This window comes from Roseibium aggregatum, from assembly GCF_014692675.1.
Classification (GTDB): domain Bacteria; phylum Pseudomonadota; class Alphaproteobacteria; order Rhizobiales; family Stappiaceae; genus Roseibium; species Roseibium aggregatum_C.
The window spans coordinates 183467-197985 of sequence record NZ_JABFCZ010000001.1; the positions used below are offsets into that span (position 1 = coordinate 183467).

Here is a 14519-nt window from a genome sequence, read left to right on the forward strand (position 1 = left end):
CAAATTTCTCCGTTACACATCCTTGCGCACTATCGGCCGGTCAGTTTCGACAAGAGCGATGAAATACCCGCCTTCTTGATCTTGCCCGGATTGGATTTTCCGGAAACCACATGGGCGATTTCGGTGAACACACCGGCAACCGGGTTCTTGGCTTCCAGTTCCGCAATCATCTGGCCGTTATTCGCAGCCGTTCCGAAAAGCTGCGGCTCGAAAGGTATCGAGAGCAGCGATGTCATTCCGAGCGCGGTCGCGAAGTCCTCCGGCTTGATCTCCGGCCGCTTCGGCACGTTCACCCGGTTCATGACCAGGAGCGGCAGACGGTCGTTCGGCCGCAGCTGCTTGAGCGTGTCGACAACGTTCTTGGCATTGCGCAGGTTCGCAAGGTCAGGCTCGGCCACCATGACCACTTCGTCGGCGCTGACGAGGACATTCTTGACCCAGGCGTTCCAGGCATGGGGAACATCGAGCACGATCGTCGGCGTGCTGGCGCGCATGGTGTCCATCAGAAGCTCGAACGAATGCTCGCCGTAGTCGTAGGTGCGTTCGAGGGACGCCGGTGCCGCAAGTAGGCTCAGGTGTTCGGAGCACTTCGACAGGATGCGGTCGAGAAGGGTCTCGTCCAGGCGTTCGGGTGCCGAGATCGCTTCGTAGACGCCCTGCAGCGGGTCCTGATTGTAATCGAGCCCTGCTGTCCCGAAGGCCAGGTCCAGGTCGGCGACAACGGTCTCGTTCTGATATTCCCGTGCCAGCGCCCAGGCTGCGTTATGGGCGACGGTCGATGCTCCGCATCCCCCCTTCACTCCGAAAAACGCAACCGTGCGTCCCAGCGGTTCGGACTGGGGATCGCCGTAAAGGTCGCCGATCGCCCGTATCAACTGATAGATGTCGAGCGGGGTAATGAGATATTCGCTGACGCCCCGGTGCATGAGCTCGCGGTAGAGCGTCACGTCGTTCACATCGCCGATGACGATGACCTTGGTGCCGGCATCGCAATATTCGGCGAGCTGATCGAGTTCGGTGAGGATTTCGCCCTGATTGCCGCTGGTCTCGACAATGATGAGATTGGGCGTCGGCGCCTGCGTGTAATGTTCGATCGCGGCCGGGATCCCGCCCATGTGGACCTTCACATGGGCCTTGGTCATCCGGCGGTCTTCCGCCGCGGCCTCGATGGTTCGCGTCGTTCCGTCGGTCAGGCAGAACCCCTGAACGGAAATGCGCGGAATGGGATGGATCTCGAACCCTTCCTCCGGACGCTGTTGCGTGGTCTCCGGCATGCCCTCGTGGCCCAAGTCCGCAGCATAATTAGCCATATCCATGTCGATGCTCATGACCCTTCCTTACTGCGACACCTGGGCGCCTACGCCTTCTTTGTATTCGGATGCGGTTTTCTTGCCGGTCCGGTAATTTTCGAACACCACGGCACGGCGCTGCTGATCCGCCGGCTGGACCGCCCGCGGCGTGATCAGATCGGCCGGGTTGGACACGATCGCGGCGAGATTGGCCTGGGAGGCGCAACCGAAGTTCTCGTAGTCGATGTTCCGGTTGAACTCGCCGCCGACACTTCTCGGCCATTCTCCGCAAGGCCCTGCCGTTGCCATGACCCTCGGATAGGACAGGCGGATCGGCGCATCGGCGGAGCCGTCTTCGACGGAGTAGCTGCGGGTGGTTATCCGGTTTCCGCCAACGCCGCCGCGGTTCAGCGCCCCGCGAATATGGGGAACCACCGCGTGAACGGCCGCTTCGTTGCCGGCGCCGGCAGGCACGAGGATCTCGACCCGGCCGTTGCCGTTTCTGCGGGAACTTTCCGCGAAGGCCGTGATGGTCTCCGACAGGGGCGCGTTCAGATTGCGGGTGTTGTAGCCGATCGGCAGGTCCAGTGTTTCCGGCTGCTCGGTGACGACGATCGGATGGCGGACCCTGTAGTCATTGGCGGCCAGGAGGCTCGTGTCGGAGCTCTGGGTCTGCGACTGACAGCCGGCCAGGAAGACAACCGCCGCGCCCGTGAAACCGGCCCGGATCACAAACGAGGACAGCTTTTTCGTATATGCCTTCATCTGCCGTACCTCACTTGTAAATAAATCCGACCTGACCCTGGTAGGTCCCGGTCTCCGGCTCACCCGGGCGGCGGAAAATTTTGTTAAGCCGGTTCAGGAACACCGTTTCGGAATCGCTGGCCGGCATCAGGTTCTGATCCGGCCGGACCAGCTTGCTGGCAGCCACCGGATTGACCGTATAGGGGGTCACGAAGACCACGAGTTCCGTCTGCTGGCGCAGGAAATCCCGGCTCTTGAACAAGGCACCCAGGACCGGCAACTGCATCAGACCCGGTATCCCGTTGATCGACTGCTTGTAGGATTCCTGCAGCAGACCCGCCATTACCAGCGTTCCGCCGGAGGGCAGTTCGATCGTGGATTCCGCCCGGCGGACCTTCAGGGCCGAAACCGTGATGCCGCCGGTTGTGATCGCGCCGTCGCTGGACAGCTCGCTGACCTCGGTCTTGACCCTCAGGCTGACCCGTCCGGCGGACAGGACAACAGGGGTAAAGTCGAGGCCGACACCGAATTTCTTGAATTCGATCGAGATGTTGTTGTCGGTTTGCGCGACCGGGATCGGGAACTCGCCACCTGCCAGGAAGCTCGCGTTCTCGCCGGAGATTGCCGTCAATGTCGGTTCCGCCAGGGTGCGGATCACGCCGTCACGCTGCAAGGCCTCGACACTGGCCGACAGGCTCGTACCGCCGGCCACGAAATTCCCGCCCGCGGACGCCTGGGACACGATCGACGAGTTCACCGGGAAGGTGGCGGAATTGTTGAAGCTGCCGGAGTAATTGCCGACGCCGATGGTCCCGCTCAGGTTGACGCCGAGCTGCTTGACGATCGACCGTTCGACCTCGGCGACGGTGACCTTCAGATAGACCTGGTCCTCGCCCTCCACGGAGATCATGTTGAGAACATCGGACGCCTTCACGCCGTTGCCGGCGAAACGGGCCGCGATATCGGCAGCCCGCTGGGCGTCTGCGGTATTGCGGGCCGTTCCCGACAGGATGATATTGCCGCTCACCGAATCGGCCGTGATGTTCGACTTGGGAACGGCGCGGCGGATCAGCCTGGTCAGGTCGGACGTATCCGGTTCGACCCGCAGGTTGAATGTCGCAAGTTCCCGGCCGCTCCGGCTGAACAGAACCAGATTTGCCTGACCGGTCTTGTTGCCGAGAACGAAGACCCGATGCTGCGTGCGAACCACCGCGTCGGCAATTTCGGGATTGGAGACCAGAACGTCGGCGACTTCCTCGGCAAGGTCGATCACCACGGACCGCCCGATGCCGACGCGAAGCAGACGCTCGGAGACCCGTTCGCCGGCGGCAACATGCACCTGTTTGGGAAAGCTGTCTTCCGCCCGCGCGCTGTCAGGCGACAACAGGCAGGCGGCGAACAGGGCCAGGATCAGAACCGCAGACCGCATTATGCCTGCGCCGCGTCCGCCCGCTTTTCGGTTTGTTGCATCGAGAAACTTCGTCATTGCGTGCCCGCCTGACTTGAAACGCCGTATTTCACAAAATTGACTCCCCCCCGGCGACGGATCGGTTCGTTGTCGTCGTCCGAGGAGTCCTGGGCACTTCGCAAGGCCAGGGAAATGGTGCCGAGCTGCTGGGACTGGGCGACGATCTCTGCCTGTTCCGGGGTCAGTTCCAGCGTTGCCGTCCGTTTCGGCGAAAGGGACTTTTCATCCTTTTCGCCGGCGGTGGTCGTGTCGATTGCAAGGACACGAATGTTTTCAAGGAAGGTTTCGCTCAGAACCGAACGATCCTCATTCTGCCGCGTCAGGATCAGGTCGACCTTGTCGCCGGGCAGGATGAAGCCGCCGGCGGTGGTTTCCGCTTCAACGCCAACCGCGATCGCGCGCTTTCCTTTCGGCAAAATGGACGCCATGAAGCCCTTGTCGGTGTTGATGAGACGCTGCGAGCGGATCGGCTCGCCCTGATAGATGGGCGCCTTGGCAATATGGCCGACATAGGTCTCGCCGGCTTTCGGCTCTTTCTCGTGCGTGATCGCGCCGGGCGGCACCGCGTCGCTCGGCCAGTCGGCCCAGGAAAGGCTCTTTGCAGCCAGTTTCTGACCCAGGCCGATATCCTTGGCCGCGACCAGAACCTTTGCTTTTTCAGACTTGGCGGGCGCTTCCGTCATCACCTTTTTCGGCGCCGGCGATTGGCTGGTCATAACCATGCGCGCGGCCAGCAAACCTGCCCCGAGCGCAACACCAAGAACCAAAAGTCGTGCGTACTTCATCACTGAACTCACAAAATGACGCGCAACGTTCTGCGCAGCTGACCATCATCTTGGGGTCCAATTCGTCAAAACATGGTTAATTGGATATGAGAAAATATCGTTAAGAACTTTTAACCTTATTGAATGATTTATGAATACCTTGCAAATTGCAGTATTATTACCAATCATTAACCATAAGGCCGTGTAGAGACCCACAACACAGAACCAACAGCTTGAAAATTAGTGGAGCGCGGGGAACCAGAAGGTCGACGGATAGACCTGAAGACCTGCCGCGGCAATCGCTATTCCATAGGGAATACCCGTCTTGCGGTCATGGAGACGGGCGATCCAGTCCTGGCGGAACAGCGGACCGGGCAGAACCGGCAAGGTCCGGAAGGCCAACAGCCCGACCGTCAGAAACATGCCGTAGATGGCAACCATCGTCAGGAACACCAGCAGGGTTTCGTTGAACCCGAACCACAGGGCGATCGCGCTGGCGAGTTTTGCATCGCCGCCGCCCATCCAGCCGAGAAAGAACATCGCGAAGCAGGCGACAAAGACGATTCCGCCACCGGCGAGGTGCCAGCCCCATTGTTCGGGCGACAATCCCAGCGCAATGGCCAGGATGACAAAGCCGGCCACCAGCAGGATTGAAACACGGTTCGGGATCTTCATCGTGAACAGATCGGATGCGCCGGCAAAGGCGACCAGAATGGGAAATACGATCAGCTGGATGTTTTCAATCATGACTCGATACCTGTGCCAGGGCGCGGGGCGCCTGTACCTGAAAACAGCCTAGCCTTTAAAAATTTAAGAAAAGAAAAAGCGGGCGATTGCTCGCCCGCTTTTCGAAACCGGATCCCGAAATGCGCAGTGGCCTTTCGGAAAGACCGACAGACCGCTTACTGAGCGTCTGCAGTCGTCAGAGCCGAGCTGATGTCGGAGAAGATGTTCTTCAGGCTGTCGGACATGGTGCCGAGAACGCCGATGATGACGACGGACACGAGGCCAGCGATCAGGCCGTATTCGATTGCGGTTGCGCCAGACTCGTCCTTGGCGAAACGTGCGAAAATGTTCTTCATGTGTTTGCTCCAAATTCCACTTGTATTGACAGCTTCTTTTGTTTTGCCCATTGAGCCTGTTGTTCGGCCCTTCCGAGGCATGGAGGGAGCTTACGTCGTAGCAGTTTCCAAGCGGTTAAATTTACCACTAACTTCTGATGTATTCCTAACAAAACTACCTATGGTTAACAGATTACATACTTAACAATACGTTATTTATACAATTTCTCTTCAAATTCTTTTAAATATCCATCATGTCTTCTCAGCCATAATACGTATATTATACTACATTACGCAATAGATTAAATCCCCGGGAGACAACTTTTCTCACAAGTCCTCCATCATGATGGAAATACAGGGCAATTTTCCCTGTACCTGCGTCCGCCGGAAAATCATGGCTCTTGCGACGGCCATTCCGGAAATACCTGAAATTGCCGCCATAGCGTGTATTTCTTGCGCACATACAATCTCTTAGACCGTATTCACTCTTCTTCGGACCGCACGTTAGGGCTTCCTTCACCTTGTTACCGACTAATAGTCGAAAACACGGTTGAATCTGGAGTACGCCATGAGTGTGAGGCTCACTCTGCTAAGAAATCTGGCTGTCATGGCACTGTTCGTCCTGACCACCGGCCATGCATATGCCAGCGAGGATCCGGTCACCGTCACCGTTGACCGTGCGAAGGTCTTTCGCATCCAGGAACCCGCAAGCACCGTCATCGTCGGCAACCCTTTCATTGCCGATGTCTCCATGCACGACCGTTTCACCGTTGTTGTCACAGGAAAGAGCTATGGAAGCACCAACCTGGTCATCCTCGACAACAAGGGCGAGCCGATCATCGATGAAGTCATCGTCGTCCGCGCTTCCGACGAGAACGTGGTCTCCGTCATGCGCAATGCGCTGCGCCAGACCTATACCTGCTCGCCGGTGTGCGAACCGACGTTGAGGATGGGCGATTCCCAGGCGGCCTTCGACACCTATGCCCAGCAGGCAACCACGCGCAACGATCTTGCCGAAAAGGCAGCCGGTGCCCTTAAATAGGAAAGAAGGTAATGACTAGCCCGCGCGCCTCAGCATTTTCCCTTCCGCGCATGGCCGGCCGGCTGGTCCGGACAGCCGCCCGGATCGGCGCGCGCTATTCGGACGACCGCCGGGGGGTGACGGCAATCGAGTTCGCCATCGTCGGAATTCCCTTCCTGATGATCGTTCTCGGTATCGTGGAAATGGGGCTGGCCTTCTTCGTCAATCGTCTCGTCGACAACGCCGTGCTTGAATCCGCCCGCATCGTGCGCACCGGGCAGGCGCAGAAGTCGAGTTTCAGCGCAGACGATTTCAAGGACGAGATCTGCACCAACCTGCCGAGCTTCCTGTGCAACAAGGACAAGTTCATCGTCGATGTGACCACCTACACCAACTTCTCGGGCCTGAATTCGATGGACTCGCTGTTCGACGAAAACGGCGATCTGAAAGACAGTTTCAATTTCAATATCGGCTGCTCGAATTCCATCGTCGTCGCCCGCGTCGTTTACCGATGGCCCATGTTCACCGCGCTGCTGCAGTTCGACAGCGGTGACACGGGCAGTGCCGAACGCCTTCTTTATTCGACCGCGGTCTTCCGGAACGAACCCTTTCCGTGGAGCTGTTCGTAATGCCTAATGCAGCCGGCACTTTCTTTCGTGACGCCGTCCAGCGGCTGAGAGCCGACAGGCGCGGCATTGCAGCGGTGGAATTCGCCCTGCTCTTACCGTTCCTGCTGATCCTCCTGATCGGCATGTCGGAAACGGTGACCGCCCTGAATACCGACCGCAAGGTCAGCCAGGTTGCCAGTTCCGCAGCAGACCTTGTGGCACAGGCCGAAACGATCAGCACCAGCGAAATCGCCGACATCATGCTCGCCGCCGAGCAGATCATGTTGCCTTATTCGGATACGCCGCTGGATGTGATCATCGCCAGCGTGACCTTCAACGAGGACGGGGATCCGGAAGTCGACTGGAGCAGAAACAAAGCCGGCACCGCCCCCTGGACGGCCGGGTCCGCGCCGCCGATCGATATTCCCGAGTCGATCGCGGTTGCGGGAAGCTCCCTTATCGTGGGCAAATCCACCTATACCTACGTGCCGTTGTTCGCGTCGATGCTGCAGAACATCTTTCCGCGCGCGACCTCGATCGCCCTCGGCGACACCTATTTTCTGAAGCCCCGCCTGACGACGACCGTTACGCTCACCGGCGGCTGAACATACCCAATTGCGCGTATTTGTTCCGACGCGGAAGACGGTTACCCTCGCCACACAATTGCTGCACTGCGGGACCAGCCTCAAGCCCACTCCCGCCGCGTTCGACAAGGGGACGGCATGCCGACAAATCGCACCTACGAACAGATATCCGTCGGAGATACGGCTGAAATCTCCAGGGTCTGCACCGCGAACGACCTCCTGGTCTTCGCCCACGCCTCCGGCAATCACAATCCGCTGCACCTTCCGGATACGGACTGGACCGGCGACGGGAAGATCGACAAACCGGTCGCCCCGTCCATGTGGATCGGCGCACTGGTCTCCGCGGTTCTGGGAAACATCCTTCCCGGGCCGGGGACGGTCTACAGGAGCCAGACCTTCAACTTCCGCAACCGGGTCGCCGTCGGCGAAACCGTGACGGTGCGGCTCGAAGTCGCCGCCAAGAAGCCGGACGGCGTGGTGGAACTCGATGTCAGGGTCACCAAGGGCGAGGGAACACTCGTCGCGGACGGCATCGCCGACGTGCTCGCGCCGACACGGCCCATTGAATTCGACGCCTCCCACCTGCCGTCCCTGCTGGTGGAACGGCACCGTCATTTCAACCGGCTGCTCGAACTGGCCAGAACGCTCCCTCCTCTGCCGACGGCTGTGATTGCGCCGGATGATCCCAATTCCCTGGAAGGCGCCCTGAAGGCTGCACGGGAAGGGTTGATCAAACCGGTCCTGATCGGAGCGGGCGAGCGCATACAAAGGGCGGCGGAGGCCCTGAAGGAAGATATCTCCGGCTTCGAATTGATCGACATCGAGAACGAATCCGAAGCCGCGGCACGCGGCGTTGCCATGGTCCACGAAGGCAAGGTCCGTGCGCTCATGAAGGGGCATCTGCATACGGACGAGCTGTTGCATCATGTGGTCAAGAGCGACGGCGGGCTGCGCACCAAGAGGCGGATCAGCCACGTCTTCGTCATGGACATTCCCGGGCGCGACACGCCGGTCCTGATTTCCGACGCGGCGATCAACATCGTTCCCGACCTCAACACCAAGGTCGACATCACCCAGAATGCAATCGACTGCGCGCTGGCGCTTGGTCTGGAAAGCCCGAAGGTCGGTATCCTTTCGGCCATTGAAACCGTCAATCCGGCCATTCCCTCCAGCCTCGACGCAGCGGTTCTTTCCAAGATGGCCGAACGCGGCCAGATCAAGGGCGGCATCGTCGACGGTCCGCTCGCCATGGACAATGCGATCGACGTGCAGGCGGCCAGGACGAAGGGCATCACCTCGCTCGTTGCCGGTCACGCGGAAGTGCTGATCGTGCCCAATCTGGAATCGGGCAACATGCTTGCCAAGGAACTCACCTTCATCGCCCATGCTGAAGCCGCCGGGCTGGTGATCGGCGCCAAGGTTCCGATCATGCTGACAAGCCGCGCCGACGATGTCAGGGCAAGGCTCGCCTCCTGCGCCCTGGCGCTGCTGTACCATTACTGGCTTGTCAACGGCGCCCCCGTCGCACTCCTGAAAAGCGGAGAAGACTGATCATGGCGGATCAGCCGGACATCCTGGTTCTGAACAGCGGATCCTCGTCGATCAAGTTCAACCTCTACGAAGGCGAACGGGAGCTCATATCCGGCCAGATTTCCGGCCTCGGCGCCCAGCCCCACATCAACCTGCATCTTCACGGCAAGGCCGCCGACGTCAACCAGGACCTCAGCGCGCAAGACGGCGCCAACCATGAAGCCGCCCTGGCGGCCCTGCTTCAGATCCTGGAGCGGGAAACGGGCCGGATCTCGGTGGAGGCCATCGGCCACCGGGTGGTGCATGGTGGCGTCGACTATGCCGCTCCGCTTGTTCTGAACGATGCCAGGCTTGAGGAACTGGCACGGCTCAATCCGCTGGCGCCCCTGCACCAGCCGCACAACCTCGCCGGCATCCGCGCCTCGCGTGCCGCATTCCCAGAGGCGCTGCAGGTCGCCTGTTTCGATACGGCCTTTCACCGGCACCATCCCTGGGTGAACGATACCTTCGCCCTGCCCCGCAGCTATTATGACGAAGGCATCCGGCGTTACGGCTTTCACGGCCTGTCCTACGAATACATCTGCTCGTATCTGAAGGACCACCACGTGGAGGCCTTCGGCGGCAAGCTGGTGGTCGCCCACCTGGGCAACGGCGCCTCCATGTGCGCCATTGAGAACGGCAAAAGCATCGGCTCCACAATGGGCTTTACCGCGCTCGACGGCCTGCCCATGGGCACCAGATGCGGCCAGCTCGATCCCGGTGTCGTGCTCTATCTGCTGACCACCAAGGGCATGAGCGCCGACGAGATTACCGACCTGCTCTACAAGGATTCCGGCCTGAAAGGTCTTTCCGGCCTCAGCCAGGACATGCGCCTTCTGAGCGAGAGCACGGACCCGGCGGCGGCGGAAGCGATCGACTATTTCGTGTTCCGGATCCGGCGGGAACTCGGCGCGATGGCGGCGATCCTGCGCGGGCTCGACACGCTCGTTTTCACCGGCGGGATCGGAGAACATTCCGCCCTCGTGCGTCAGCGGGTCTGCGAGGATCAGGACTGGCTCGGCATGAAGATCGACAGGCAAAAAAACGCATCGAACGCATCCGACATCGCCTGCGACACTTCAAGGGTGAGGATCATGGCCGTCCCGACGAATGAGGAGGAGATGATCCGCCGGCACACCCTGGAGCTGCTCGAAACAGTGTCCGGCTAAGGCCTTCCGGCCCCTTCCAGTACGGCCTGATACTTCGGCTCATAGGTCCGCAGCACCGCGCGGTAGTCCGCGTGAACCGTGGGCTCGAATCCGCCGGGCATGTCCGGTTCGACCGCGAAATAGGCGTCCGGCGCCTGGCCCTTCATATCGAGGAGGGCCGCGCGCAATTTTCGCTTGAACTCGTCGGGCAGGGACAGGCGAACGGTGTGGGCATCATAGGGGATGGGCGGCGACTGCCAGATCACCTTCAGCCGATCGAGGCCAGGCGCGCCGGAAACATAGAACTCGTTCAGGGTGCCGGCGGTATAGCCGGACGCGACGCTGCCGGCGAGCGTCGACCACGCCGTTGCCGCATCCACCCTGCCGTCGAGAACCGCCTGCAGGCCATCGACCGGATCCCTCATGCGCACGAGATTGCGAAAAAAGGCCCGCGGATCGGTTCCCTCGGCCGCCAGGTTTGCCAGCGGCACGCGGTAACCGGTCACCGAGTCCGGCGCCTGCACGCCGAGCCGGCCGCCGGCGAGATCCTCCAGGGTCAGGGGCCGCTCGGTCGCCCGGCCGACGATCAGGGCGTAATAGCGGGCAGGAAAGGCATCGGGTCGCGCCGTTGCAAGCGGCTCCACGCATTCGCACAGGGAATAGGTCGCCGCATAGGCGGACGACGACAGACGCGCATAGTCGATATCACCGGCCGCCAGCGCGTCGACCACATTGCCGAGCGTGTCCATGAGGAACAGGTCAACCGGCAGATCGAGGGCAGCTTCCAGTTCCCGCCGAAAGGGTTCCAGACGCTCCCGGATTGTCTCGTCGGTCCCGACGGCAACGCCCAGCCGAAGCCTCGGGAGCGGATCCGGTTTTTCCTTTTCTGCAGCCGCCGCACCTGCTAACGGAAGCAGGCACGCCAGCATCATGGCTGCAAATTTTCTCATGTTCACACGAATACCATCAGCCGGTGGTTTTCTGAATTCTATCCGATTCTTCCCCCCGATTTCCGGATGCCATCCTTCCAGGAGACTTCATGCCCAAATCCGTCGATACGGTGATTTTCGACATCGGAAACGTTCTGATCGAGTGGGACCCGGAGAACCTCTACAGGCACCTTATTCCGGACCCGGACGAACGCCATCGCTTTTTGCACGAGGTCTGCACCATGGACTGGAACCTCCAGCAGGACCTGGGGCGGTCGTGGGAAGAGGCGGTCAGTGAACTTGCCGCTCTTCATCCGGACCACAAGGATCTGATCGCCGCCTATTCGGAGCGCTGGCACGACATGGTTCCGGGTGAGGTGCCCGGCAGCGTCGCGATCCTGAACGACCTGAAGACCGCCGGCGTTCCGCTCTATGCGATCACCAATTTCTCGACGGAAAAATTCGACGAGGCCAAGGCCCGCTTTCCCTTCCTGACCTCGGCCTTCCGTGACATCGTCGTCTCCGCCGAAGAAGGGCTTTTGAAGCCGGACCGGCGCATCTTCGAAACGCTGCTGACCCGCAACGGTCTTGCGGCCTCGTCTTGCGTCTTCATCGACGACTCGATGAAGAATGTGGAAGGCGCGCGGGCGGCGGGGCTTGAGGCGATCCATTTCACCGGAGCGGATCAGCTGCGCGCCGATCTGGAAAGTCTCGGCTTCGAGATCTGAATTCACTGGTGTCCGGTTTAACGCCGACTGCGTCGAAACCCCGGATTATCTTCTTGTTTTCGTCTCCCCCCTTGAGGGGGAGATGTCTCCGTCAGGAGACAGAGGGGGGTATAAGCCTCTCGGAAAATTCGGCATTTCAGAATGTGCGGCACCGTCTCACCCCCTTTGTCGGCACGCCGACATCTCCCCAAGGGGGGAGACGGGAGTGGGCGGGACTGCTTTGCGTCTCCACTTTGTCCCGGCGGTCAGCCGGCTTCAAACCCTTTGAGGACGTTGACGCAGTTCGTTCCAAGCGCATCGACCGCGTAGCCGCCTTCCATCAGGAAGGCGGTCGGAATATCGAGCGCTGACAGGCGCTGGCCAAGCCTGGTGAAGTCGTCGCTCTTGAACTTGAACCCGGAGATCGGGTCGTTCTCGTAACAGTCCATCCCGAGCGACACGATCAGGATATTCGGCTTGAACACCTGTAGCCAGCGGCAGGCGTCCTCGAGCGCGGGCGCATATCCCTCCCAATCCGTGCCGAGCGGCAGTGGCCAGTTCTGAGTAAACCCGCTTCCGGCATTCTCTCCTGTCTCATCCGCATGGCCGAGGAAATAGGGATATTCCTGCATCGGGTCCGCATGGATCGACAGGAACAGGACATCGGAACGGTCGTAGAAGATCGACTGCGTCCCGTTGCCGTGATGGTAGTCCACATCGAGGATGGCGACCCGATCGGTGCCATTGTCGCGCAGCCACTGGGCGGCGATAGCGGCGTTGTTCAGGAAGCAGTAGCCGCCGAAGAAGTCACGGCCGCTGTGGTGACCGGGCGGGCGGCACAGGCCGAAGGCGGCTTTCTCGCCTTCCTTCACCAGCTTCGCCGCCGTCAGGGCCGTGTTCGCGGATGCCTTCGCCGCGGCGAATGTCTGTTCGCCGAGCGGCGTGCCGGCATCCATGGAATAACGGCCGAGCAGCCCGTCGATATGATCTGGTGCGACATCCGCTCTCAACGTGCGCACCGGCCAGACGAAGGGAAAGGCTTCCCTGCTGCGGCCGGCGGCCGTCCAGCGGCTCCAGAAACTTTCCATGAAGTCCAGATAGTCTGGAGCATGGACCCGCTGCAGCGGCCGCAAGCCGAAATCCTCAGGCGCGACGATCTCACCAAGCCCGCGATCCTCAACGGTTCGCAGGACGATCCTGGCACGTTCCGGGATCTCGACCGCCGGCTTCAGCTCGCCGTCGGAAATTTCCTGTTTGGGGTCATGATCAAGCTGAAGGGAAGAAAAGACGGTTTTCAAGCAAACACCCCTGCCGCGCGCCGTTCACACGGCCCTCTTCAATAGGGACCGATGTCAGGCCTCTGACGTAAATCTGAATTCCGATACGTGCGTATAGGTTTCTCCCGGCCGCAACAAGACATTCGTGAAATTGTCGTGGTTGGCGCTGTCCGGCCAGCGCTGCGGCTCCAGGCACAGACCCGCATTGGGTCCGTAGGTCCGGCCCTCCAGCCCGGGAAACGGGACATCGACCTTGTAGCCGTCATAAAGCTGCAGGCCGGGTTCCGTCGTCCACAGCTCCATGCGGCAATTGCCCGAGGCATCTTCCACGGCGGCGGCGAATTCCACTTCGTCGCGCGGCGCATCGGCAAGGCAGAAATTGTGATCGAAGATCACGCCTTCCTCGCCGGGCTTGCGGTGCAGCTTGCGGCCTTCGCGGAAGTCATAGGGCGTCCACGCGACCTGGCGGATCTCGCCGGTCGGCAATGCCTGATCGTCGACGGGCAGGTAGCTGTCGGCGACGATCTCAACGGAATGGTCGAGAATGTCCGGGCTGCCGTCGAGATTGAAATAGCTGTGCTGGGTCAGGTTGACGATGGTCGGCTTGTCGGTGGTAGCCGAAAACTTCACCCGCAAGGCTCCGGTCCCGGTCAGGGTATAGCGCACCAGCGCCTCGACGCGGCCCGGATAGCCTTCCTCGCCGTCTTCCGACACGTATTTCAGAAGCACGCTGCCCTTGTCGTGCTGCTCAAGGCTCCAGACCCGGTTGGCGAAGCCGGACTTGCCGCCATGAAGCTGGTTACCGTTTTCGTTGGCGCCAAGCTGGTACTTCGTGCCGTCGATGGTCACGGCCGCATTGGAAATCCGGTTGGCGCAGCGGCCGGGCACGGCGCCGAAATAGGGCGAATGGGCGACATAGCTTTCAAGATCGTCGAAGCCGAGCACGACGGAGCGGCCGTTGAATTTCAGGTCCCGGATGATGGCGCCATAGGTCAGCACGGCGGCCTCGAGCGGGCCTTTCTTCAGCGTGATTTCCTGAACAACCGTACCGTCGGCCAGGGTCCCGAATTCGCGGATCATGCGTTCGACCTTCTTTGTTCGGACATTGGAGGAACCGGTGTGAAATTAAAAAGAAAGGGGCACAAGAGTTCTGACATAGCCTTTACCCTCGATAGTCACCCCGGCCAAGCGTCAGCGCGAGCCGGGGCCGGCGAGGCAGAAACCTATCAAATTCAGCGAACCAGACATGACGAAGACCCCGGCTCTCCGGTCCCGGGTCTCACTAACGTTCGCCCGGGATGACGAAATCGGGGTTTGTCATCATGCTCAGGGGCACAAGAGTTTCTCGTG

General features: G+C 60.4%; 15 protein-coding genes. 6 read left to right on the forward strand and 9 right to left on the reverse strand.

Translation table 11 applies throughout. The features are described from left to right. Positions 1-29 precede the first annotated feature (29 nt). The 6 genes from HK439_RS00635 to HK439_RS00660 form a co-directional block, all read right to left on the reverse strand. Complete coding sequence (locus HK439_RS00635) at positions 30-1316, reverse strand: AAA family ATPase (RefSeq protein ID WP_190289532.1); 1287 nt, start codon at positions 1314-1316, stop codon at positions 30-32. A gap of 21 nt (positions 1317-1337) precedes the next feature. Continuing rightward, positions 1338-2054 (reverse strand): CpaD family pilus assembly protein, encoded by a 717-nt coding sequence (locus HK439_RS00640; RefSeq protein ID WP_190289428.1) that lies wholly within the window; start codon positions 2052-2054, stop codon positions 1338-1340. A 10-nt stretch (positions 2055-2064) separates the two neighbouring features. Then, entirely contained in the window at positions 2065-3462 is a 1398-nt protein-coding gene (locus HK439_RS00645) for a type II and III secretion system protein family protein (protein WP_209011474.1), read from the reverse strand. 53 nt (positions 3463-3515) lie between these two features. Beyond that, complete coding sequence (gene cpaB / locus HK439_RS00650) at positions 3516-4286, reverse strand: Flp pilus assembly protein CpaB (RefSeq protein WP_190289430.1); 771 nt, start codon at positions 4284-4286, stop codon at positions 3516-3518. 219 nt (positions 4287-4505) lie between these two features. Further along, on the reverse strand, positions 4506-5012 hold the full coding sequence (locus HK439_RS00655) for an A24 family peptidase (protein WP_190289431.1): 507 nt from the start codon (positions 5010-5012) through the stop codon (positions 4506-4508). 155 nt (positions 5013-5167) lie between these two features. Continuing rightward, a complete protein-coding gene (locus HK439_RS00660) occupies positions 5168-5347 on the reverse strand; it encodes a Flp family type IVb pilin (RefSeq protein ID WP_190289432.1) in 180 nt (59 codons plus the stop codon). Between the two features lie 586 nt (positions 5348-5933). Here HK439_RS00660 and HK439_RS00665 point away from each other — a divergent pair. The 5 genes from HK439_RS00665 to HK439_RS00685 all read left to right on the forward strand — a co-directional run bounded on the left by HK439_RS00665 (position 5934) and on the right by HK439_RS00685 (position 10277). Next, on the forward strand, positions 5934-6368 hold the full coding sequence (locus HK439_RS00665; RefSeq protein ID WP_209011475.1) for a pilus assembly protein N-terminal domain-containing protein: 435 nt from the start codon (positions 5934-5936) through the stop codon (positions 6366-6368). 11 nt (positions 6369-6379) lie between these two features. Further along, on the forward strand, positions 6380-6976 hold the full coding sequence (locus tag HK439_RS00670; protein WP_209011476.1) for a TadE/TadG family type IV pilus assembly protein: 597 nt from the start codon (positions 6380-6382) through the stop codon (positions 6974-6976). Next, positions 6976-7560: a TadE/TadG family type IV pilus assembly protein gene (locus HK439_RS00675; RefSeq protein ID WP_209011477.1), complete on the forward strand. Its 585-nt coding sequence runs from the start codon at positions 6976-6978 to the stop codon at positions 7558-7560. The genes HK439_RS00670 and HK439_RS00675 overlap by 1 nt, the downstream gene beginning before the upstream one ends. A gap of 117 nt (positions 7561-7677) precedes the next feature. Continuing rightward, entirely contained in the window at positions 7678-9090 is a 1413-nt protein-coding gene (locus HK439_RS00680) for a bifunctional enoyl-CoA hydratase/phosphate acetyltransferase (protein ID WP_190289434.1), read from the forward strand. A gap of 2 nt (positions 9091-9092) precedes the next feature. Then, the gene (locus HK439_RS00685; protein ID WP_190289435.1) at positions 9093-10277 is read left to right on the forward strand and encodes an acetate/propionate family kinase; all 1185 of its coding nucleotides are present in this window, start codon (positions 9093-9095) and stop codon (positions 10275-10277) included. On the opposite strand, the gene HK439_RS00690 is transcribed toward HK439_RS00685, so the two are convergent. Beyond that, on the reverse strand, positions 10274-11206 hold the full coding sequence (locus HK439_RS00690) for a phosphate/phosphite/phosphonate ABC transporter substrate-binding protein (protein ID WP_190289436.1): 933 nt from the start codon (positions 11204-11206) through the stop codon (positions 10274-10276). The two genes, HK439_RS00685 and HK439_RS00690, sit on opposite strands and share 4 nt — an antisense overlap. Positions 11207-11295: 89 nt before the next feature. Here HK439_RS00690 and HK439_RS00695 point away from each other — a divergent pair, with 89 nt between their 5' ends. Next, complete coding sequence (locus HK439_RS00695; protein WP_190289437.1) at positions 11296-11913, forward strand: HAD family hydrolase; 618 nt, start codon at positions 11296-11298, stop codon at positions 11911-11913. Positions 11914-12158: 245 nt separating this feature from the next. Here the strand turns inward: HK439_RS00695 and HK439_RS00700 are convergent, their stop codons facing one another. Both HK439_RS00700 and HK439_RS00705 read right to left on the reverse strand, forming a co-directional pair. Further along, the gene (locus HK439_RS00700; protein ID WP_190289438.1) at positions 12159-13190 is read right to left on the reverse strand and encodes a histone deacetylase family protein; all 1032 of its coding nucleotides are present in this window, start codon (positions 13188-13190) and stop codon (positions 12159-12161) included. 54 nt (positions 13191-13244) lie between these two features. After that, complete coding sequence (locus HK439_RS00705; protein ID WP_190289439.1) at positions 13245-14249, reverse strand: aldose epimerase family protein; 1005 nt, start codon at positions 14247-14249, stop codon at positions 13245-13247. Positions 14250-14519 lie beyond the last annotated feature (270 nt).